17 protein-coding genes are annotated in these 20832 nt (G+C 64.7%); 4 read left to right on the top strand and 13 right to left on the bottom strand.

Features of this window, described 5'->3' with window-relative positions; all coding sequences use genetic code 11:
- The first annotated feature begins 16 nt into the window (after positions 1-16).
- From hpaD to RI444_RS10335, 3 genes are read left to right on the top strand one after another with little or no spacing between them, the layout of a single operon-like run.
- Complete coding sequence (gene hpaD, locus RI444_RS10345) at positions 17-1108, top strand: 3,4-dihydroxyphenylacetate 2,3-dioxygenase (RefSeq protein WP_021474576.1); 1092 nt, start codon at positions 17-19, stop codon at positions 1106-1108.
- A 2-nt stretch (positions 1109-1110) separates the two neighbouring features.
- On the top strand, positions 1111-1896 hold the full coding sequence (hpaH, locus tag RI444_RS10340) for a 2-oxo-hept-4-ene-1,7-dioate hydratase (protein WP_062096802.1): 786 nt from the start codon (positions 1111-1113) through the stop codon (positions 1894-1896).
- Positions 1881-2654, top strand: a complete 774-nt coding sequence (locus RI444_RS10335) for an HpcH/HpaI aldolase family protein (protein WP_031217292.1) — start codon at positions 1881-1883, stop codon at positions 2652-2654. Before hpaH ends, RI444_RS10335 begins: the two co-directional genes overlap by 16 nt.
- Before the next feature lie 51 nt (positions 2655-2705).
- Here the strand turns inward: RI444_RS10335 and RI444_RS10330 are convergent, their stop codons facing one another.
- The 11 genes from RI444_RS10330 to RI444_RS10280 form a co-directional block, all read right to left on the bottom strand.
- Complete coding sequence (locus tag RI444_RS10330; RefSeq protein ID WP_021474579.1) at positions 2706-3182, bottom strand: pyridoxamine 5'-phosphate oxidase family protein; 477 nt, start codon at positions 3180-3182, stop codon at positions 2706-2708.
- Between the two features lie 129 nt (positions 3183-3311).
- Positions 3312-5534, bottom strand: coding sequence for a catalase (locus tag RI444_RS10325; protein ID WP_021474580.1), 2223 nt, complete (start codon positions 5532-5534; stop codon positions 3312-3314).
- Positions 5535-5719: 185 nt separating this feature from the next.
- Positions 5720-6562, bottom strand: coding sequence for a pyruvate, water dikinase regulatory protein (locus tag RI444_RS10320; protein WP_021474581.1), 843 nt, complete (start codon positions 6560-6562; stop codon positions 5720-5722).
- A complete protein-coding gene (ppsA, locus tag RI444_RS10315; protein ID WP_062096800.1) occupies positions 6563-8965 on the bottom strand; it encodes a phosphoenolpyruvate synthase in 2403 nt (800 codons plus the stop codon).
- A gap of 240 nt (positions 8966-9205) precedes the next feature.
- Entirely contained in the window at positions 9206-9664 is a 459-nt protein-coding gene (locus tag RI444_RS10310) for an acyl-CoA thioesterase (RefSeq protein WP_242703092.1), read from the bottom strand.
- A complete protein-coding gene (locus RI444_RS10305) occupies positions 9654-11012 on the bottom strand; it encodes an MFS transporter (protein ID WP_069696503.1) in 1359 nt (452 codons plus the stop codon). Before RI444_RS10305 ends, RI444_RS10310 begins: the two co-directional genes overlap by 11 nt.
- Positions 11013-11014: 2 nt before the next feature.
- Complete coding sequence (locus RI444_RS10300; RefSeq protein ID WP_207604752.1) at positions 11015-13405, bottom strand: bifunctional salicylyl-CoA 5-hydroxylase/oxidoreductase; 2391 nt, start codon at positions 13403-13405, stop codon at positions 11015-11017.
- A 14-nt stretch (positions 13406-13419) separates the two neighbouring features.
- Positions 13420-15120 (bottom strand): AMP-binding protein, encoded by a 1701-nt coding sequence (locus RI444_RS10295; protein WP_062096797.1) that lies wholly within the window; start codon positions 15118-15120, stop codon positions 13420-13422.
- A gap of 57 nt (positions 15121-15177) precedes the next feature.
- Positions 15178-16050, bottom strand: a complete 873-nt coding sequence (locus RI444_RS10290) for an acyl-CoA thioesterase (RefSeq protein ID WP_021472240.1) — start codon at positions 16048-16050, stop codon at positions 15178-15180.
- 2 nt (positions 16051-16052) lie between these two features.
- Complete coding sequence (locus RI444_RS10285) at positions 16053-16535, bottom strand: cupin domain-containing protein (protein WP_062096795.1); 483 nt, start codon at positions 16533-16535, stop codon at positions 16053-16055.
- Positions 16536-16587: 52 nt separating this feature from the next.
- Entirely contained in the window at positions 16588-17424 is an 837-nt protein-coding gene (locus tag RI444_RS10280; RefSeq protein ID WP_021472238.1) for a fumarylacetoacetate hydrolase family protein, read from the bottom strand.
- 142 nt (positions 17425-17566) lie between these two features.
- Here RI444_RS10280 and RI444_RS10275 point away from each other — a divergent pair, with 142 nt between their 5' ends.
- Positions 17567-17965: a RidA family protein gene (locus tag RI444_RS10275; RefSeq protein ID WP_021472237.1), complete on the top strand. Its 399-nt coding sequence runs from the start codon at positions 17567-17569 to the stop codon at positions 17963-17965.
- Positions 17966-18059: 94 nt separating this feature from the next.
- On the opposite strand, the gene RI444_RS10270 is transcribed toward RI444_RS10275, so the two are convergent.
- Together RI444_RS10270 and RI444_RS10265 are read right to left on the bottom strand one after the other, a co-directional pair.
- Positions 18060-18974, bottom strand: coding sequence for a PaaX family transcriptional regulator C-terminal domain-containing protein (locus RI444_RS10270; RefSeq protein WP_227471359.1), 915 nt, complete (start codon positions 18972-18974; stop codon positions 18060-18062).
- 31 nt (positions 18975-19005) lie between these two features.
- Entirely contained in the window at positions 19006-20721 is a 1716-nt protein-coding gene (locus RI444_RS10265) for a thiamine pyrophosphate-binding protein (protein ID WP_207604751.1), read from the bottom strand.
- Between the last annotated feature and the right edge of the window lie 111 nt (positions 20722-20832).

Genomic DNA, 20832 nt, shown 5'->3' with positions numbered 1-20832 from the left:
ACGAAGAAAGACCATCATGACTACTCCCTTCACCGGCCCCATCCCCACCCCGACCGTTCCGGCTCCGGACATCGTCCGCTGCGCCTACCTCGAACTCGTGGTCACGGACCTGGAAAAGTCGCGGGCGTTCTACGTGGATCTCCTTGGCCTGCACGTCACCGAGGAAGACGAGAACACCATCTACCTCCGTTCCTTCGAGGAATTCATCCACCACAACCTCGTCCTGCGGAAGGGCCCGGTGGCCGCGGCGGCCGCGTTCGCCTACCGGGTGAAGTCCCCCGCCGAGGTGGATGCCGCCGAGGCCTACTACCGTGAACTCGGCTGCCGGGTGGAACGGCGCAAGGAAGGCTTCACCAAGGGCGTGGGCGATTCCGTCCGCGTGGAGGATCCGCTGGGCTTCCCGTACGAGTTCTTCTTCGAGGTTGACCACGTTGAACGCCTCACCCAGCGCTACGATCTGTACTCCGCGGGCGAACTGGTCCGCCTGGACCACTTCAACCAGGTCACCCCGGATGTTCCGCGCGGCCGCAAGTACCTCGAGGACCTGGGCTTCCGGGTCTCGGAAGACATCAAGGATTCCGACGGCGTCACGTACGCCGCGTGGATGCACCGCAAGCAGACTGTGCATGACACCGCCCTGACCGGTGGCAACGGACCCCGCCTGCACCACATCGCGTTCTCCACCCACGAGAAACACAACATCATCCAGATCTGCGACAAAATGGGTGCCCTGCGCATCAGCGACCGCATCGAACGCGGCCCCGGACGCCACGGCGTCTCCAACGCCTTCTACCTCTACATCCTGGACCCGGACGGCCACCGGGTGGAGATCTACACCCAGGACTACTACACCGGCGACCCGGACAACCCCACCGTCACCTGGGACGTCCACGACAACCAGCGCCGTGACTGGTGGGGCAACCCCGTGGTCCCGTCCTGGTACACCGAGGCCTCCCTGGTCCTGGACCTCGACGGCAACCCCCAGCCGGTCATTGAACGTGAAGAGAAGTCTGAAATGGCAGTCACGGTCGGGGCCGATGGTTTCTCCTACACCCGCCCCGACGAGGCCACCGGAGCCGAAGGATTCAAACTGGGAGCGCAGGTCTGAGGATGTTGGATGCCCGGACAATCGAAGCCATTGCCGACGAGCTCGTCGAGGCGGGCAGGAACCGCAAACCGGTCCCACGCCTGACCGCGCGCTATCCGGAGATGACGGTTGAAGATTCCTACGCCGTGCAGAAGCTGTGGCGGCAACGTAACGAAGAAGCCGGCCGCACGCTGGTGGGGCGAAAGATCGGCCTCACGTCCAAGGCCATGCAGGCCGCCACCGGCATCACCGAACCGGACTACGGAGCGATCTTCGATGACATGGTCTTCGAAACCGGCTGCTCCGTGGAGTGGGACCGGTACACCCACCCGCGGGTGGAGGTGGAACTTGCGTTCGTGCTCAAGGACGGCCTGAAGGGACCCGGCTGCACCATCTTCGATGTCCTCAACGCCACCGACTACGTGGTTCCTGCCCTGGAGATCCTGGACTCCAGGATCGAAATGGAGGGCCGGACCATCGTGGATACGATCTCGGACAACGCCGCCATGGGCGCCATGGTGATCGGCGGGCGCCCCGTGAAGCCCGACGCCGTCGACCTGCGCTGGGTCTCGGCCATCCTCTACAAGAACCAAACCGTGGAAGAGACCGGAGTGGCAGCGGGCGTCCTGGACCACCCGGCCAACGGGGTCCACTGGCTGGCCAACAAGATCGCAGCCCACGGCGACTCCATGAAAGCCGGGGACATCATCCTCGCCGGCTCCTTCACCCGCCCCCTGTGGGTGTACAAAGGCGATACCGTCCACGCCGACTACGGACCCTTGGGAGTTGTGACATGCCACTTCAGCTAGACCCCCGGTTCTACACAGTCCTCCGGGAATCGGACCGCCCCCTGGTGGGAATGTGGGTATGCTCCGGCAGCCCGTTGGTGGCCGAAATCTGCGCCGGCTCCGGCCTGGACTGGCTCCTGATAGACGCCGAACACAGCCCCAACGGCCTCGAATCAATCCTCGCCCAGCTCCACGCCACCAGCGGCTACCCGATCCAGGTCATGGTCCGCCCTCCCGTCAACGACACCGTGGTGATCAAGCAATATCTGGACCTCGGCGTGCAGAACCTCATGATTCCCATGGTCAACTCCGCTTTCGAAGCAGCCGCCGCGGTGGCCGCCGTCCGTTACCCGCCGCACGGGGTCCGGGGCGTCGGCTCCGCCCTGGCCCGATCGGCGCGCTGGAACCGCATCCCGGACTACCTCGCCACAGCTTCGGCGAGCATCAGCCTTACGGTCCAGATCGAATCCGAGGCGGCAGCATCTGCCGTCGAAGAAATCCTCGCCGTCGATGGTGTGGACGGGATCTTCCTTGGCCCCTCCGACCTCGCCGCCTCGATGGGCCTGCTGGGACAGCAGGAAAATCCCCTGGTGAGGGCCGTCGTCGAGCATTGCCTTGAAGCCGCCAAAGCGGCAGGCAAACCGGCCGGCGTGAACGCCTTCAACGAAGCAACAGCAAGGTCCTACCTCGACGCCGGCGCCTCGTTCGTGCTGGTAGGCGCCGACGTCTCGGTCTTGGCCCGGGCCTCGGAGGGGTTTGCGGAGAAGTTCATTAGCTAGCAGCCGCCGGTGGCGCGGCGCATGCCCCGCCACCGGGCTGGATGCATAAACCTAGGACCGCTGTTCGTCCGGCAAGGTCTCCGGATCAACATTTGGCCGCCACTGGCTGGGCGGGTTGATGACGAACCTGCGGCCGCTGATGTCCGACGGCGTCACCCTCACCAGGATGTCCTTGCTGCCCGGTTGCCACGGGGCAAGTCCCGAGTCCACGGCTTCCTGGATTTCGTTCGGGTCCGAGACGAACTCGGCACTGCCCTTGAGGATCACGCTCCAGGCAATGGTTCCGTAGCTGTTGAAACCGTCTGCCTCAAGTGCAACGCGTGACGCGCCCCGTAGAGCGGCCTCCTTGGTGCCTTCCCCGATGCGGAAAATGATCGTTCCGTAATTGGAGACGAAGTTAATGGGGAAGATCTCCGGATTTCCATCGATGACAAGACCGATCCTGCAGACCGATGTGGATTGCAGATACTTCCAGCAGTCATGGACGCTGAGCTCTTTGGTGTCTTGTACTGAAGCAGTGTTCTCCATGGCGTTGAGCCTAGTGCTTGAATTCCGGACTGAGTAGGGTTTGACGTCGCGATTCACCTAACGCCGACGGCGGATGGTCACCGATATGGCAACCACCCGCCGTCGTGAGTCCCCTGGAAGCAGGCGACGCTAAGCTGACGTTCCCGCAGCCGGGAACCGCTCCCAGGCCCTGTGCGTGGACAGGAGCTCCTGGAGGGCAGGGATCACAGCGCCCGGATCATCCCCTGGCACGATCCCCGGAGCGTCCTGGGGTATGCCCGCAGCATCGAGGCAGGAGGCTCCTGAACCCCACGCACCGATTGCCTTGCCGTGGCGGAAGGCTTCCGAGGCCATAAGCACGACGCGGGGGTCCACCGTGGCTCCGGGCTCCCCCGCCTTGGCGTCCCGACCGGGCATGGCGTCCGGAGCCGGCGAAGCCCCGCCTACCAGGACGAGGGCGTCGAACTCGGTGGACCGCGCCGTCAGATAGGTCCGCTGGACCGTCAAGGCAGGACCGTCGTCCGCTCGGAGGTGGCCACCCACCGGCGCAACAAGCAACGGTACGATGCCCTCTGATTCCAGCGCTTCACGGGCCGCAGCGACCAGCGAAAGATCGCTGCCTGCGTCGGCCACAATCCCCACTACGCGGCCTGCGACGGGCCATGTGCCGCCCAACTGGGACAGCGCCGGGCTGGGCTCGGAGTCGGGGACATCCACCGTGGCGCCGGGAACCGGCATGCCAAGGCCTTTGGCGACGGCCTCGCACAGTCCGGCGTCGATGTTGGCCAACGCCATCAACTGCCGCTCCCGGACAGCAGCTTCATAGCATTTGCCGAGCTCGAAAGTGTAGGCCTGGATGATGTGGTCCTGCTCCACCGGTGTCATGCTCCGGAAGAACAACCGGGCCTGGCTGTAGTGGTCATCGAAGGATGCAGGGTTGCGGCGCTCCTTGATGGCCTCAGCGATTTCTTCGGGAACCTCCACGAACGCCCCGACGTCCTGCCCCGCCATGAACGGGCATCCGCCATCGAGTGAGTTCGGGTGGTAGGGAGCCACGCCGGAGTGGACCGCCGTCTGGTGCATCCCGTCACGGAGCATGTCGTTGACCGGAGCGTGCGGCCGGTTGATGGGCAGCTGCGCGAAGTTCGGCCCGCCCAGCCTGGAGATCTGGGTGTCCAGGTAGGAGAAGAGCCGCACTTGGAGCAGCGGATCATTGGTCACATCGATTCCGGGCACCAGGTGTCCCGGGTGGAAGGCGACCTGCTCCGTCTCGGCAAAGTAGTTGGTGGGATTGGCGTTCAGGGTCATCAGGCCGATCGGCTGGACCGGGGCGAGTTCCTCCGGGATGAACTTGGTGGGGTCCAGGAGGTCGATGCCCTCGAACATTTGGTCCTCGGTGTCCGGGAACGCCTGGATGCCCAATTCCCACTGGGGATAGGCACCCGCCTCAATGGCATCGGCCAAGTCCCGGCGATGGAAGTCGGGGTCCATGCCGTTGATGATCTGGGCTTCCTCCCAGACCAGTGAATGGACACCCTGCTTGGGCTTCCAGTGGAACTTGACCAGCGTGGTTTCGCCATCTGCGTTCACCAACCGGAAGGTGTGGACACCAAACCCCTCCATGGTCCGGTAGGACCGCGGAATGCCGCGGTCGGACATATTCCACAGGGTGTGGGCCTGGGCTTCGGTGTGCAGTGAGACGAAGTCCCAGAAGGTGTCATGGGCACTCTGGGCCTGCGGGATCTCCCGGTCCGGGTGGGGCTTGGCAGCGTGCACGATGTCCGGGAACTTGATGCCGTCCTGGATGAAGAAGACGGGGATGTTGTTGCCTACGAGGTCATATGTGCCCTCATCCGTATAGAACTTCGTCGAGAATCCGCGGGTGTCGCGGACAGTATCCGCCGAACCCCGTGAACCCAGTACGGTGGAAAACCGCACGAAGACCGGCGTTTCGACGTCGGCCGCCAGGAAGCCGGCCTTGGTCACTTTCGAGGCCGTGCCGTAGGAACGGAAGACGCCGTGTGCGCCGGCTCCACGGGCATGGACTACGCGCTCCGGGATCCGTTCGTGGTCAAAGTGCGTGATCTTTTCGCGCAGGTGGTGGTCCTGCAGCAGGGTGGGCCCGCGCGAACCCGCTTTGAGTGAGTGGTCTGTGTCGGCGAGCCTCAGCCCCTGGGCAGTTGTCAGGTATTGGCCGGACTGGGCCCGGGCGTTTGCCGGCGCACCTGTGGGGCTACCCGTGGGCGAGACAGCCTCGGGCGCCTGCTGGTCGGGCTTGGGCGGCAAAGGTTCACGGGGACCGGTTGGCTCTTCCACGCTTGCGGGCTCACTTGACGGAGCGCCGGGAATCCGGACGTTGTCTTCGTTTGGCACGATGGGTTCTCCTCGGGTTTGTGGCAAAGCCGGCAGCCCAGCTAAAAAGCTAAGCTTCCTTACTACCCTAGGGGTCCCCTGCCGGCACCGCAACAGAGCCACGCGGCGCGGAGCGGCCTTGGTGGCCGGTCAGCGCCCCACGTCAGCTCGCCGTGTAAGCTCCCCGACGTAAGCTCCCCGACAGATCAGTGATGAAGCTGCATCCGCTGGAGCACCGTGGCCGAGATTTCCTCCACCGACATCGTGGCCGAGTTCACGTACGGGATGTTGTTCGCCCGGTACATGTCCTCTGCGTTCCGGAGTTCAAAACTGCATTGCTGCAGCGAGGCATAGTTGCTGCCGGGGCGGCGCTCCTGGCGGATCTGGCTCAGCCGCACGGGTTGGGAGGTGAGGCCAAAGCACTTGTCCGCGAACGCCAGCAACGGTTTGGGCAACGACATCGTGTCGAAGTCTTCCTCCACCAGGGGGAAGTTCGCCGCGAGGATGCCGTGCTGCAATGCCAGATACATGGTGGTGGGGGTCTTGCCGCAGCGCGAAGGCGCTATGAGGATCAGCTCGGCACGCTCCAGCGCCCGCAGGGACTGGCCGTCGTCGTGCTCTATCGCGTACTCGACCGCGGCCATGCGGGACTGGTAGCGAACAGCGTCCCCGACGCCGTGCGCTTGCCCGGGAGCGCCGCTGGCGGCAGTGCCCAACGCGTCTTCCAATTGGCCGATGTGCGCGTCGAAGAGGTCGAAGAAGCGGCCTGCGCTCTGGGCGAGGACAGCACGCACCTCCGGATTGACCGTCGTCGAGAAAACCAGCGGCCGGGTGCCCGAAGCCGCCACCCGGTTGATGCCGTGGACCACCGCGCGGGCCTGTTCAACCGTGGTGATGAACGGGATGGTGCGGCGTTCCAAGCGGTGCGCCGGGAACTGCGTCAACAGCGTATTACCGAGGGTCTCGGCGGTGATGCCGGTGCTGTCGGAGAGAAAGAACACCGTGGGAGCAGGCGCGGAGCCCGCCCCCACGGCATGCGTATCCGTCATCTACAGCGCCGCGCGGTTACCCGTGCGTGCCAAGCGCAGCCACGTTTCCGTGACGGCGTCAGGGTTCAGGGAGATCGAACTGATTCCCTGCGCCAGCAGCCACTCCGCGAAGTCCGGGTGGTCGCTGGGACCCTGGCCGCAGATGCCCACGTACCGCCCCTTGGCCCGGCAGGCGCTGATGGCCATTTCCAGAAGCTTGGTGACAGCGGGGTTCCGCTCATCGAAGCCATCGGCCACCAGGGCTGAGTCGCGGTCCAGGCCCAGGGTGAGCTGGGTGAGGTCGTTGGAACCGATGGAGAACCCGTCGAAGTACTCCAGGAACTCATCGGCCAGCAGCGCGTTGGCGGGAAGTTCGCACATCATCACGATCTCCAGCCCGTTCTCGCCGCGGCGCAGGCCGTTCTCCGCCAGCAGGTCGATGACGCCGCGGGCTTCGTCCAGGGTCCGCACGAACGGAACCATGAGCTTGATGTTGCTCAGGCCCATCTGGTTCCGCACGTACTTGAGGGCCTCGCACTCAAGCTCGAACGCCTGCCGGAACGACTCCGACAAGTACCGGGAAGCGCCCCGGTACCCGATCATCGGGTTCTCTTCCTCGGGTTCGAACGCCGGGCCGCCGATCAGGTTGGCGTACTCGTTGGACTTGAAGTCCGAGAGCCGGATGATCACCGTTTCCGGCGCGAACGCGGCGGCAATCGTGGAGATGCCTTCGGCAAGGCGACGCACGTAGTAGTCCCGCGGTCCGTCGTAGGCCGCGATCTTCTCGCGGATCTGCCTGACGGTGAAATCGTCCAGGGACGCCGGGCGCGGAATGTCGCCGGCAACGGCCAGCAGGGCGTTGGGGTGGATGCCGATCTGGCGGTTGATGATGAATTCCAACCGGGCCAGGCCCACTCCATGGTGCGGGAGCCTGGCGAAGCTGAACGCCTGCTCCGGGGTGCCGACGTTCATCATGATCTTCACCGGTGCCTCGGGCATGGTCTCCAGGGACGTTTCCTGGAGGGTGTACTCGAGCAGCCCCTCGTACACCAGGCCGGCTTCACCTTCGGCGCAGGACACCGTCACCGGCGTTCCGTCCTTGAGGATCTGGGATGCGTACCCGGTTCCAACGACGGCGGGGATGCCCAGTTCGCGGGCGATGATGGCAGCGTGGCACGTGCGCCCGCCACGGTCCGTGACGATCGCGGCGGCTTTCTTCATGATCGGTTCCCAGTCAGGGTCGGTCATGTTCGCCACCAGGACATCGCCCTCCTGGAAGGAAGCCATCTGGTCGATGGAGGACAGGACGCGCACCTGCCCTGCACCGATCCGCTGGCCAATGGCGCGGCCTTCCACCAGCACGGTGGAACGCTCGGCGAGGGTGTAACGGGAGACGGAACCGGCCGCTTTGCGGGACTCCACCGTTTCCGGGCGGGCCTGCAGGATGTAGAGCTCACCGTCCACGCCGTCCTTGCCCCACTCGATGTCCATGGGCCGGCCGTAGTGCGCCTCGATGGCCATGGCGTGCCGGGCCAACTGCTCAACTTCGGCGTCATTCAGGCTGAACTTGCTCCGCAGGTCCGGTTGAACGGGTATGAAGTCCACTGTCCTGCCAACCTCGCGGGATTCGGTGTAGACCATCTGGATGGCCTTGTCACCCAGGCCGCGCTTCAGCACGGCCGGCCGGCCCGCAGCAAGGGCAGGCTTGTACACATAGAACTCATCCGGGTTCACGGCGCCCTGCACCACGGCTTCGCCAAGTCCGTACGACGAGGTAACGAACACGGCGTCATTGAACCCGGATTCGGTGTCCATGGTGAACATCACGCCGGATGCTCCGACGTCCGAACGGACCATGCGCTGCACGCCGGCCGACAACGCCACTTCCGAGTGGGTGAACCCGTGGTGGACGCGGTAGGCAATCGCGCGGTCGTTGTACAGCGAAGCGAAAACATCCTTGATGGCAACCAGGATGTTCTCAATGCCCCGGATATTAAGGAAGGTTTCCTGCTGGCCGGCAAAGGAAGCATCGGGAAGGTCTTCGGCAGTGGCGGACGAGCGCACAGCCCAGGACACATCGTCGCCATGCTCTGCGGTCAGGCGGTGGTATGCGGCGCGGATTTCTTCTTCGAAACCGGCCGGGAACGGTGTTTCACGGATCAAGTCACGGATCTGCTGGCCAACGCGGGCCAAAGCGGCCACGTCGCCGCTGTCCAGCCCCGCAATGATGGCCTCGATCCTGGCATCCAGGCCGGATTCGCTGAGGAAACGCCGGTAAGCGTCCGCCGTCGTGGCAAAACCGTCCGGAACTTTTACTCCCGCCGAGGCGAGGTTGCGAACCATTTCGCCGAGGGAAGCATTTTTGCCGCCAACCTGGTCAAGGTCGGACAAGCCAAGATCAGAAAACCAGAGAACGTCAGTCATAAATGGTGTCCTTCGTTGGGCACGCGCTGACAAGCGCTGAAAAATAGGGTGATGCAAGACTGTGGGGACCAGGCCCCCGGAAGCAAACTCATGTGATCAGCGCAACTTAACGCACACGTCATGAAGCGGACATGACTTGTTGCGTCGGGGGCCTGCCGGGTAAAGGGGAAAAGCCCGACGTCGGCACCCGGGGTGGGGTGCCGACGTCGGGCTTTTTGCCGGTATTGCTTCCCGGAATTGTTACGCTCCGGCCCTGACCGCAGCAACGAAGTGTTCCGGCCAGGGTTGGGCCGTCGTGGCGCCGGGCGGGACGTGGGCGGTGGTGACGGAGCCGAAGGCGGCAACCTCCCCCGCCTCCCTTGCCGCCCCGGCGGAATGGCCACGGACTTCGAACTCCATGGTCATGGAGGTCCGGCCCAGGGCCGCGATCCGCACTGTTGCGGTCACGCGCTGCCCGAACCACAGTTTCGCTTTATAGTTGATGACCTGTTGGACCCGGGGTGCGCTGGGAAAGTAGTCCGGGAGGTCAAGATTCCGGAACAGCTCAGCCTCTGCGGACTCCACCCAGCGCAGGATTGCCGAATTGTGTTGGTGGCCGGAGGCATCGGTGTCCACCCATTCGACCATGCGCTCTACCTTTGCCTCCGGTCCCCCGTCCACGTACGTGTCTTCGCGGACCAGGCGCGCGTTATCGGGCACCGATTGCGGCATTTCGGCCGTCCGGGTCCTCTGCGGCCACGGGCTGCTCCGGCTGCGGCTTGGGAATCAGTGCGACAGCGACCGCCGCCAGGACCGCAATACCTGCGAAGATGGCGAAGTTGGCTTCGAAGGGAAGTTTCGACCCGGCAATCCAGCCACCGATCAATGGTCCGGAGATGGCACCGAGGCGGGCGAAGCTGAGGGCCCACCCCGTGGCCGTACCGCGGACCTTCGCCGGGTAGTAGTCGGCGATGTAACCGGTGAGGACCAGCGACGTGGAGATGGAGCCTATGCCGGCGAAGGCCACGAACAGCAGGTTCACCACCATGGTGTTGGGGAACACCAGGAGCATGATGCCCAGGCCGCCGAGGATGTAGAAGACCACCAGGATCAGCTTCTTGCCGTACTTGTCCGCAGCCCGGCCCAGGAGCAGGCCGCCGATTGCCGAGGCGAGGCTGAAGACCAGGAGGAAGGTCAGGGAGGAACCGAGGTCATAGCCGGCCTTCTTCATGATGCTCGGAAGCCAGGTGTTCAGGCCGTAGACCAAAAGCAGGCCACAGAACAGCGAAATCCAGAAGAACACCGTGGAGCGGAGGTACCGCATGGAGAACATGGTGGTGATCGTCTTCCACCACGGATCCGCAGCTTGCGCGGCAGTGGGTGCCACCGGGACGACCGGCTTGTAATCAGTGATGCCCAGCTTGGCGGCCAAGGCCTTTGCCTCGGATCCGCGACCCTTCGACTCCAAGTACTCCAGCGATTCCGGCAGGAACTTCCAGATCACCGGCAGCAGCACCACAGGGGCAGCGCCGATCGCGATGACCATCCGCCAACCACCCATGGGGAGGACCAGGAGCGCGGCAAGCGCAGCGGCCACGATCCCCAGCGAGTAGCCCGAGTACATGAGGCCATAGTTGTAAGAGCGCTTGTTGGGCGCCGAGTATTCGATGGTCAAGGCCGCGGCAACGGGAATCACGCCACCCATGCCGAGCCCGCCGACCAGGCGGAAGAACCCGAAGAGTTCCGGAGTCGGTGCCCAGGCGGCACCTGCCTGGGTGACGGTGAAGATGATCATGGAGGCGAGCAGCATTTTCTTGCGGCCCACCAGATCGCTCAGCGTGCCGATGAACAAGGCGCCGATCAGCATGCCGATCAGGGCGTAGGAACCCAAGCCGCCCAATGCCAGCGGGGAAAGGTTCCATTCCTTGTATTCGGCCAGTGCCGGGAGGACAGCTCCCAGCACGCCGACGTCGTAGCCTTCGGCGAGGATCGCCAGCCAGCAGCAGAAGAGCACTACGCCTGTGGTGCGCTTGGGCACGTTCCAGGTGTTGACGGGTGCGGCGGCCATGGCTACTTCACCAGGACCGATGCTGCAGCGGAAGCGGGCGTCCAGCGGAGGTGGCTGGTGGTTTCTTGGGCATCGGGCTCCTTCAAGAGGGATAGGCGGGGACGTACGGCATCGGTGCGTGAGCTCGGTGGCTTGCGGCGTCCGGCGCGGAATTGCGGAATCCACTGGGCGCCGGGGCCTTGGTATTCCTGCTCGGCTGCTGCGTGCAGGGTCCATTGGGGATCGTACAGGTGCGTGCGGCCAAGGGCGATGAGGTCGGCGCGGCCCGCAAGCAGGATCGAGTTCACGTCGTCGTAGCTGGAGATGGCGCCGACGGCGATCACTGCCACGCCTGCCGGAGCGGCGACTTCCTGCCGGATACGGTCGGCGAACGGGGTCTGGTAGCTGCGTCCGAACGCGGGCTTTTCTTCCTTGGCCACCTGGCCGGTGGAGACGTCAAGGCCGGCGGCTCCGTGCTCTACGAAAGCCTTCGCGATCTGCAGTGAGTCGTCGGAGGTGTTGCCGCCGTCGATCCAGTCCGTGGCGGAGATGCGCACCGTGACAGGTTTGCTTGCCGGCCACGCGGCGCGGACGGCGTCGAACACTTCCAGGGGGAACCGCAGCCGGTTTTCCAGGCTGCCGCCGTATTCGTCGGTGCGCTGGTTGGAAACGGGCGACAGGAAGGAGGAGAGCAGGTAGCCGTGGGCTGCGTGGATCTCCAGGAGGTCGAAGCCGGCTTCGTCGGCCCGCTGCGTGGCAGCGACGAACTCGGCCTTGATGGCGTCCATCCCGGCACGGTCCAGTTCCACCGGGGTCTGGTTGTCGGGGCCGTACGGCAGGGCGGAAGGCCCGACGGCGGTCCAGTTGCCGGACTCGAGCGGCTGGTCGATGCCCTCCCACATGAGCTTGGTGGAGCCCTTGCGGCCGGAGTGTCCCAGCTGGGCGCCGATTTTGGCGGTGGAGCGGGCGTGGACGAAGTCGACGATTTCCTTCCAGCTGTCCTTCTGCTCGTCGGTGTAGAGGCCGCTGCAGCCCGGGGTGATGCGGCCGGTTTCGGAGACGCACACCATTTCCGTCATGACCAGTCCGGCGCCGCCCAGGGCCTTGGAGCCGAGGTGGACCTTGTGGAAGTCACCGGGGATGCCGTCCGTGGCGGAGTACATGTCCATCGGGGAGACGACGATGCGGTTCTTCAGTTCGAGTTCGCCAATACGGAACGGCTGGAACATGGCCGGGGCGACGTCGGTGAGCCCCTGGGACTCTGCGAAGTTGCGGTCCACGGCGTCGGCAAACTCAGGATCGCGCAGGCGCAGGTTTTCCTGGGTGATGCGCCGGCTGCGGGTGAGCAGGTTGAAGGCGAACTGCGTCGGGTCCTGGTCCTTGTACTGGCCGATGCGTTCGAACCACTCCAGCGAAGCCTGCGCGGCACGCTGCGTGGAAGCGACCACGGGACGCCGCTCGGTTTCGTAGGCCTCCAGTGCCTCTGCCACCGTGGGGTGCTCGTGGAGGCAGGCAGCCAGGGCAAGGGAGTCCTCCATGGCCAGCTTGGTGCCGGAGCCAATGGAGAAGTGCGCCGTGTGGGCGGCATCGCCCACCAGGACCACGTTGCCCTTGCGCCAGCTCTGGTTGCGGACGGTGTTGAAGTTCAGCCACTTGGAGTTGTTGGAAAGGACCTCGTAGCCGGCGAGTTCCTCGGCGAAGATCTCACGGATCTTGGCGATGGCCTTCTCATCGGAAACACCCGGAGGGAAGACTTCGTTGGCGGTCTCATCGAAGCCCGCGGCGTGCCAGACGTCCTCATGCATCTCGACAATGAACGTGGAGCCTTCGTCGGAGTACGGGTACCCGTGGATCTGCATGACGCCCCACTCGGTCTCCTTCACGAAGAACTTGAAGGCTTCAAACACTTGGTCCGTTCCGAGCCACATGTATTTGTTGGTGCGGGGGTCCAGGTCCGGGCCGAACGCGTCGGCGTACTTGGCGCGGATCTGGGAGTTAACGCCATCGGCGGCCAGGACCAGGTCGTAGTTGGCTTCGAGTTCCTCGATGGCAGGGGCCATGGTGCTGAAGCGGACGTCGACGTCGAGTTCGATGCAGCGGCGCTGGAGCAGTTCCAACAGTTCCTTGCGGCTCATGGCGGCAAAACCCTGGCCGCCGACGGTGATCATCTCGCCGCGGAAGTGGATGTCGATGTCGGACCAGCGGGCGAACCGGCGGCTCATGTACTCGGCCACCACTGGGTCTGCGTTGCCGATTCCGCCCAGGGTTTCATCAGAAAATACGACGCCGAACCCGAAGGTGTCGGACGCGGCGTTCCGTTCCCAGAGGGTGATGTCGTGGGACGGATCCAGCTGCTTCATCAATGCTGCGAAGTACAGGCCGCCCGGGCCGCCTCCGACGATTGCGATCTTCATGGTGTTTGCTCCTTCTACGCCTGGCTCTGGCCTGCGGCGGTGAGTTGTTGGGTGTTCCCCGCGGTGGAAACCCCTGAGGCGTCCTCTGCACGGACGCGATCGCGCAACTTGAAGTGCTGCAGCTTTCCGCTGGGGTTCCGCGGGAGTTCGGTCACGAACCGGACGTCGCGCGGGTACTTGTAAGGGGCGATAGTGCGCTTGACGAAGTCCTGGATTTCCTTGCGCTTGCCGGCGTCGCCGGTGACGCCTTCACGCAGCACAACGAACGCGCAGACGATGCTGCCCCGTTGCTCATCCGGGATGCCGATGACTGCGTTCTCCACAACGTCGGGGTGCTGGTCAATGGCTGCTTCAACCTCGGGGCCGCCGATGTTGTACCCGGAGGAGACGATCATGTTGTCCGAGCGCGCCTGGTAGGTGAAGTACCCGTCCTCGTCCATGGAGAACGTATCCCCCGTGACGTTCCAGCCGTTGACCACGTAGTTCAGCTGCCGGGGATCGTCCAGGTACCGGCAACCCGTGGGGCCGATGATGGCAAGGCGACCGGTCTGGCCGGGGCCAAGTTCATTGCCCTCTTGGTCCAGGATGGTGGCCCGGTAGCCGGGCACGGCTTTGCCCGTGGTGCCGGGGCGGATATCGTCCCCGGCCGCGGAGATGAAAACGTGCAGCATTTCCGTGGCGCCGATTCCGTTGACCAGCCGCAGGCCGGTGGCCTCGTGGACGGCTTCCCAGGTTTCCTTGGACAGGTGCTCCCCCGCGGAGACGGCAACCCGGAGGTTCTTCAGAAGGTCGCCGCGGTTCTCCTTGAGGATGGCACGGTACGCGGTGGGAGCGGTGAACAGGACGGTGGCGCCGGCTTCTGCTGCGCGCTCGGCCAGTTCGACGGGCCCGGCTTTCTCGGTCAGCAGGGCCGACGCGCCGAACCGCAGCGGGAAGACCACGAGTCCGCCGAGGCCGAAAGTGAAGGCCAGCGGAGGCGAGCCGGCGAACACGTCATCCTCGGTGGGCTCCAGGATGTACCGGGCGAAGGTGTCCGCGTTGGCCAGGATGTCCCGGTGGAAATGCATGGTCACCTTGGGCACGCCCGTGGTGCCGGACGTCGGTCCCAGCAGGGCAACGTCGTCCGAGGCGGTGTCCACTGCCGTGAACTCCCCGCTCTTGCGCAAGCAGCGGGAGGTGAGGTCGCCGTCGTCGTGCGTTTCCGTGTCAGCACCGTAGGTCAGGACGGTGACGTCCTCCCCTGCCGCGACCGCGAGTTCGTCCACGAACCGGTGATCGGAGATGGCGACCACCGGTTTGGTGAGCCCGATAATCGTGGCCACCTCGGTGGAGCGCAGCATGGGCATGGTGGTGACCACCACGGCGCCGGCCTTCAAGACGCCGAGCCAGGCCGCGACGATCCACGGGTTGTTGGGTCCGCGCAGGAGCACCCGGTTGCCGGGGACCACACCGAGGTCCTCCGTGAGCACCTGGGCCACTTGGTTGGCGTGGGTCTGCAGCTCGCCGTAGGTCCAGACTTCGCCGTCGGGGGTACGGAGCGCCGGCCGCGCGGCACCGTACCGGGCGACGGCGTCGTCGATCAGTACGGCCGCGGCGTTGAGCCGGTCCGGGTAGTTCAGTTCGGGGAGGGTGAATTCGAACGCCGGCCAGGTATCGGCGGACGGCAGGTGGTCGCGGGTGAACGTGTCCACGTGGGCCGATGGCAACATGCTCATGGCCGTTCCTTTCAGTGGTGCGTCGTTGGGGCTGGGGTTGGTGGTGCCGGGGGCTGACTACGCGCCTGCGCGGATCATGCCTTCCTGGGCGACGGTGGCCAGGAGCCGCCCTTGGCGGTCGAAGAACCTGCCCATCGCCAGGCCGCGGTTGCTTTGGCCGGAGACGGCTTCCTGGGCGTAGAGCACCCAGTCGTCCACGCGTCCGTCGCGGTGGAACCACATGGAGTGGTCAAGGCTGGCGGTGGCGAGTCCGGGGCTGGACCAGTTGAGGCCGTTGACCCGGAGAAGCGGTTCCAGGATGGTGTAGTCGCAGACGTACGCGAGGGCGGTGCGCTGGAGGTTCGGGTCGTCGGGCAAGGCATCGAACGCCTTCACCCAGATCGCTTGCTGCGGAGCGGTGCCGCCTTCCAGCTGGACGTACAGCGGACCGGGAATGTGCCGCATGTCGAAGCTGCGCCCGGTTGCCCAGTACTCGGCTGCCTTGCTGTCCACGCCTGCCAGCGCATCTTCGGCTGTGCGCAGCGATTCAGGCTCGACGGCGGCAGGCGCCTCGGGCTGGAACCCGGGTCCGTCTTCGGGGACCTGGAAGGATCCCATGGCGGCATAGACCGGCTTGCCGTTCTGGAAACCCCGCACGGTTCGGGTGGAGTAACCGCGGCCGTCCCGCAGCCGTTCCACCTCGTACCGGACAGTGGAACCGATATCCACGGGCCGCATGAAGTAGCTGTGCATGGAATGCAGCTGCCGGTCAGCGTCCACCGAGCGCATCATCGCTGCTGCGGCCTGGGCAACCATGTCCCCGCCATAGGCTTTGGGCCACGGCACGTACTGGGTGGTTGCCTCGTAGGCTTCATCGAATACCTGCGCGTCCGTAGCGGTGAGGTCTACGGCGCGGAGGAAGGTTTCCGACGTTAGGGTTCCCGTGATCATGGTTATGCCCGGCGGTAGTCGGCGAGGGTCTCGTCCGGGACGTCGTCGAGGTTGACCACGAGGTTTTCCGGAGTGCGGGCGGTCAGCCACACGAGTTCCTCGGTGACAGACATGTTCGCCTCCACGTGGGGCATGAACGGCGGCACGAAGACCCAGTCGCCGGCCTTCATGTCGATGAACTCTGAGTAGTTTTCGCCGAAGTAGATCCGGCCGTGGCCGCGGAGGACGTAGCCGCCAGTTTCCGCTTCGCCGTGGTGGTGCGGGAGGGAACGGTAACCGGGAACGTTGGACACCTGGCCGAACCAGATCTTGGTTGCCGGAGTGTGCTGGATGCTGACACCGGAAACACGGATGCAGTCACCTGACTGGGCCGTGTTGGTGTCCTCTTCTCCCGCGCGGGTGACGACAGGAACTACCTTGCCGTCTGCCTGGGCGTAGATGGAGTTGTCGCCTTCGAGGCGGTAGTCGGTGGTGGCCTGGCTCATGGAGTTCTCCTTCTGGGTTTTTACAAGCTTCTGGGGTTCAGGCTGTTGGGGTTCACGCTGTCGCAGGGACGGGCGCGTGGATGCGGAACGTGTTCTCCAGCCGTCCGATCCCGCCGATTTCGGTGACCAGGATGTCCCCGTCCTGCAGGAAGCGCGGCGGGTTCATGCCCATGCCCACTCCCCCGGGTGTCCCGGTGAGGACGAGGTCGCCGGGGCGCAGGACGGTGAATTGGGAAATGTAGGACAGCAGCTGCGCGGGACTGAAGACGAGCGTCCGGGTGTTGCCGTCCTGCACCAGCTCTCCGTTGACGTACCCGCGGACCTGGAATTCTTCGCCGGCCTCGTCCGGGGTGACCATCACGGGCCCCACGGGAGTGGTGGCGTCCCAGGCCTTGCCTTGGAACCACTGCAGCGTCCGGCTCTGCCAATCGCGCATGGACACGTCGTTGGCCACCGTGTACCCGGCGATCGCTTCGCGTGCCTGGTCAACGTCGGCCTGGTACAGCTCCGAACCGACGACGACGGCGAGTTCGGCTTCCCAGTCGACGCGGCCGCTGCCGCGGATCTCCACGGCGTCGTTTGCACCCAGGAGCGTGTCCGCGTACTTGGCGAAGAGCGTGGGGTACTCGGGAAGCTCCCGGCCCATCTCCCGGATGTGGTCGCCATAGTTCAGTCCGCAGCAGATCACCTTGCCGGCATGGGGAAGCAGCGCTGCGAAATCGGGTGCCGTCAGGGCTTCCCCTTCCGCGGATTCCGCTAGGGCCCGCCAGTTTTCGAGGCCAAGGAATGCACCGACGTCACTGGCCGGAAGCGCCACGTAGGTGTCGTCGCCCGTAGCGAGTGCCGCCGTCGTACGTCCGCCGGAGGTTCGCAGGGTGGCAAGTTTCATGGAATGTGTCCCTTCGGGGTTTCGAGACTTGATGTGTCGACTTTTTTACGATCGTCACATATGCTCAACGTAGCACGGCGGAATTGATCTGCACAGGGGCTTTTCAGAATTTTTTGCGGCTGCCACAACGAGGAGGAACAGCATGGCGCACAAGACCATCAATCCGGAGTCATTGCCCAAACCATCGGGCTTCGCCCACGGCATTCTCGCCGGGAACGCCGTCTTCCTGGGCGGCCAGACCGCCTTGGACAAGGACATGAACATCGTCCCCGGCGGCATCGTCGAACAGTTCACCCAGGCGTTTTCGAACGTCCTCACCACCCTGCGGGAAGCCGGAGGACAGCCCGAGGACCTGGTCAACGTCACCATCTACCTCACGGACGTGGACGACTACATGGCCAATGGCCGGGAGATCGGGCGCATTTGGCGGGAAATGGCCGGCTCGCAGTACCCTGCCATGGCAGGCATCGGCGTCACGCGCCTTTGGCAGAAAGAAGCCATGATCGAGATCCAGGCCATCGCCGTCATCGCCGACCGCTGAGGCACTGTACGGAAGATCCGGCACGACGGAAGATCCCGCACTACAAAGAGGCTCCGGCAAGCCCTAAGGCTTACCGGATCCTCTTTGTCGTGATTCAGGCCGCTTCCGCTTCTTCCACGAGGGACATCGCGTAGCTCTCGGCCATTGGCCCGATGAGGCGGTGAACACCGAAGAAGATCCTGCGCGCCTCGGGACCCTGCCATCCAACCGGCAGGTACTCAAGGGGAAGCCCGGGATCCCGGTAGGGCAACCGCCGCCACAAGGTGAGCATCGGCACGTAGTAACGGAAGGCATTCCGGCGCAGCTCCGGCGACGACGCAGCGAACGCCGCTCCGGGATCCTCGCCCACCAGCGCGGTCCATTCCTCCAGCGAACCGCCAAAGGTGTCCATGAACTGTGAAATCTGACTGCCCAAGGCCTCAAGATCCCACCATTGGGCCACCTTGGACCTCATGTCCGATTCCGAGGAGTAGTCGCCGGTGAAGAACTCCACATACTTGTCCAGCCCGCGGGCCTCGAGGCGCTGCTGCGCGCTTTCGCGCACCCCGGAAGGAGCAATCCACACTCCGGCTCCCATGGAGCCAAAACCGAGCCTGGTGAGCTCCGCACGCAATTGGTGGCGCCGTTCCCGTTTCGACTCCGGGACGGAGAATATGGCCAGGACCCACGGTGCGCCGGGATTGGCCCGGGCTGGAGCGAAGATGCGCTCGTCGCCTTCGCTGATCAGCTTCAGGGACGCGTCCGACAGCTCGTAACGGGCCAATCCCCCGCCCTTGACGCTGGCCAGCACGCCCTTGGCCTTGAGGCGGGAAACAGCAGAACGGACCGCAGGTGCGTCATGGCCGAGGTCGCCCAGCATCTGGATCAGGACTGAGATTGGCAGTTGCCCGCCTGCGCGGCGCCCGTAGAGACCATAAATGGTCAGGATGAGCTGCTGCTGGGGCAGCGCAGGTGCGGGAACCTCAATCACCGGAGTAGCTTTCGATTCTGTTGGGGCCGTGGTCCTCACCAGCATATTTCACACGCGCCGCTCTTGATGTTCAGTGGCCTTTGAACGCTTCCGCCAACCACCAGGCGCCTCCATCGGAAGCAATTTTGGCGTCGATCACCAAGGGCACATCCCGCGGCCCTGAAAGCCATTCCTCAACGCCGGCAAGATCTCCGACGGTCCGGACCGTTATCGCTGCGGCGCCGTAGCCGCGGGCGATCGATGCAATGTCCACCGGCGGAAAACGCACGACGTCAAGGTCAGCGTCGTCAACATCGAAGTGGTGCACCTCGGCACCGTAGGCCGAATCGTTGTACACGATTGCCACGAGGGGAATGCGTTCCCTGACCAGGGTCTCCAGTTCGGAGATTGCCATGAGGAACCCGCCATCGCCCGCGCCGAGGACCGGCAAGCGGTCCGGCCGGGCTTTGGCTGCTCCGATAGCCGTATAGAGGCCCAACCCGATCGACTGGAAGGCCTGCGTGAAGCAGAATCCGAACTCGTCCGGGACGGCGAGGTAAGCGCTGGGATAGCCCATGAAGTTGCCGGAGTCTACCGACACGATCCTGTCCGCGGGGAGGATTCCGTCCAACGCCCGGCTCAACACCCTCGGGTCAAGGGCATCCGGCGTGGAAAGGTCCTCCGTGCGTTCGGTGTTCCAGCGGGAGCGCTCGGCAATCTGCCGGGCCATGTCCGGAGTGCGCAGGCCAACCGCGTGGTATTGAGCCGACTGCAACGTTGCAAGTACCGCAGCTGCGGTTTCCCCGCAGTCGCCGAGCACGCCAAGGTGGATGGGGCGGTTGGCGCCGAGGGCCCGGTCTTCCACGTCTACCTGGACCACCATGGCCGCATCCCCGATCAAGGACCCGTGCCGCATGGTCCACATGTTCAAGGCACACCCCCAGCCGACAATCAGGTCGGCGCCCGAAATGGTTTCGGCCGTGAACGGCGACGAAAAACCGCCGGAAATACCCAGGTTGTAAGGGTCTCCATGGAAGAGGCCATGCGCGACGGCGGATGTCGCCACGAGTGCCCCTGACGCCTCCGCGAGGGCGGCAATTTCGGGACCGGCTCCACGGGCGCCCCGCCCGGCGACGAACACGGGCCGCTTTGCTTTGCGGATGAGCGCGGCGAGTTCCCCGGCAGCTGCCGTCGAGGGGGCAATGCGCTGGGGAAGGGGCAAGGGATCAACCTCTGCCAGTCCGTCCGGAACGGGTGCGGCCTGGATGTCCGTGGGAAGGGACAGGACCACCGTGCGGCGTTCATTGACGGCGGTCCTATAGGCGCGGACGGTGTCCGCGACAGCGCTGGCGGGTGAATGGATCCGCTCCGGCACAGCACCGACGCTCCGGGCCAACGCGTCCTGGTCAATCCTGAAGTTCGAGCCAATGGCGGAGCCCGCTGTGTCTGCCGTGACCACGATCATTGGCGTTCGGCTCTTGGCCGCCTCTCCGATGCCGGTGGTGGCGTTGGTCAAACCGCACCCTTGGTGCGTGGAAACGACTCCTACCTTGCCGGACATGCGTCCATAGGCGTCGGCCATGGTTGCAGCGCCGCCCTCATGGCGGGCGGCGGTGTACGGAACACCCGCCCGGCGCAGCGCATTGGTCACCACGAAGTTTCCGCTGCCCACTACTCCAAAGACATGCCCGGCCCCAAGCCGTGCGAGCGTGTAGCCAACAAGCTCACTGACGTTCCGGGGTGCGGCCACTGGAAGGCCCACTGCTTGCGCACCGTTCTCTTCCGGCCTGCTGGTCACAACAGTCATGGACTTTTCTCCTTTGAATAGCATGTGAAACTGGACAGCAAGTGGACTCCGGACAGGCGCCGGTCCGTGAAAGTCACCTCGGGCTGCGGCGCTGGCCCCTGATACGTGTCC

Origin of the sequence: Paenarthrobacter sp. AT5, assembly GCF_032764245.1 — a bacterium.
In the GTDB taxonomy this organism is placed as follows: Bacteria; Actinomycetota; Actinomycetes; order Actinomycetales; family Micrococcaceae; genus Arthrobacter; species Arthrobacter ureafaciens.
Note: the sequence above shows the minus strand (reverse complement) of the source record. Positions and strands in the feature narration are given on the sequence as shown.

Bases quoted from the DNA above. Each gene is read 5' to 3' on its own strand.
- hpaD (WP_021474576.1), top strand. From the start codon at position 17: ATGACTACTCCCTTCACCGGCCCCATCCCCACCCCGACCGTTCCGGCT.
- hpaH (WP_062096802.1), top strand. From the start codon at position 1,111: ATGTTGGATGCCCGGACAATCGAAGCCATTGCCGACGAGCTCGTCGAG.
- RI444_RS10335 (WP_031217292.1), top strand. From the start codon at position 1,881: ATGCCACTTCAGCTAGACCCCCGGTTCTACACAGTCCTCCGGGAATCG.
- RI444_RS10330 (WP_021474579.1), bottom strand. From the start codon at position 3,182: ATGGAGAACACTGCTTCAGTACAAGACACCAAAGAGCTCAGCGTCCAT.
- RI444_RS10320 (WP_021474581.1), bottom strand. From the start codon at position 6,562: ATGACGGATACGCATGCCGTGGGGGCGGGCTCCGCGCCTGCTCCCACG.
- ppsA (WP_062096800.1), bottom strand. From the start codon at position 8,965: ATGACTGACGTTCTCTGGTTTTCTGATCTTGGCTTGTCCGACCTTGAC.
- RI444_RS10305 (WP_069696503.1), bottom strand. From the start codon at position 11,012: ATGGCCGCCGCACCCGTCAACACCTGGAACGTGCCCAAGCGCACCACA.
- RI444_RS10300 (WP_207604752.1), bottom strand. From the start codon at position 13,405: ATGAAGATCGCAATCGTCGGAGGCGGCCCGGGCGGCCTGTACTTCGCA.
- RI444_RS10295 (WP_062096797.1), bottom strand. From the start codon at position 15,120: ATGAGCATGTTGCCATCGGCCCACGTGGACACGTTCACCCGCGACCAC.
- RI444_RS10290 (WP_021472240.1), bottom strand. From the start codon at position 16,050: ATGATCACGGGAACCCTAACGTCGGAAACCTTCCTCCGCGCCGTAGAC.
- RI444_RS10285 (WP_062096795.1), bottom strand. From the start codon at position 16,535: ATGAGCCAGGCCACCACCGACTACCGCCTCGAAGGCGACAACTCCATC.
- RI444_RS10280 (WP_021472238.1), bottom strand. From the start codon at position 17,424: ATGAAACTTGCCACCCTGCGAACCTCCGGCGGACGTACGACGGCGGCA.
- RI444_RS10275 (WP_021472237.1), top strand. From the start codon at position 17,567: ATGGCGCACAAGACCATCAATCCGGAGTCATTGCCCAAACCATCGGGC.
- RI444_RS10265 (WP_207604751.1), bottom strand. From the start codon at position 20,721: ATGACTGTTGTGACCAGCAGGCCGGAAGAGAACGGTGCGCAAGCAGTG.